Genomic DNA, 493 nt, shown 5'->3' with positions numbered 1-493 from the left:
TATCAAGCCCGACATCTCCATCATAAAAGCAGAAAACATTCGATTGATGAGTGACTTAGTCATACGTCGCAATCAGCTACTCTCTATGCAGACCATGGAGAAAAATCGCATTCAAGTATTGCCAAAATCTCTGCATTCGACCATCAAGCCAATGCTAACTGCCATGAAAAAACAGATTTCAAACATCGAGGATAAGCTGGTTAAACTCATCGAATCATGTCCAGACTATCAGACCAAAAACGATATCCTGCAAAGTGTTCCTGGCATTGGAAACATCGCAGCTGCATCAATCATCAGCAACGTCCCCGAACTGGGTTACATCACCAACAAACAAGCGGCCTCCCTCATTGGTGTTGCACCTATTACTCGAGAAAGTGGGCGTTACAAAGGCAAGCGGGTGATTCAAGGAGGAAGGGCACAAGTTCGAACCGTTCTGTATATGGCGATGATGTCTGCTATGCAGTGTAACCCTGTTTTCAAAGCGACTTATACG

The 493-nt window shown here is 44.6% G+C and carries 1 protein-coding gene; it reads left to right on the top strand.

Annotated features, from left to right (window positions below; genetic code table 11):
- Positions 1 to 493, top strand: a 493-nt coding sequence (locus RH89_RS30165; RefSeq protein WP_004404558.1) for an IS110 family transposase, incomplete at both ends; no start/stop codon positions are given.

Source organism: Vibrio nigripulchritudo ATCC 27043, from assembly GCF_000222685.1.
In the GTDB taxonomy this organism is placed as follows: Bacteria; Pseudomonadota; Gammaproteobacteria; order Enterobacterales; family Vibrionaceae; genus Vibrio; species Vibrio nigripulchritudo.
The sequence above is the reverse complement of the archived record's forward strand: the minus strand, read 5'-3'. Positions and strand labels throughout refer to the sequence as shown.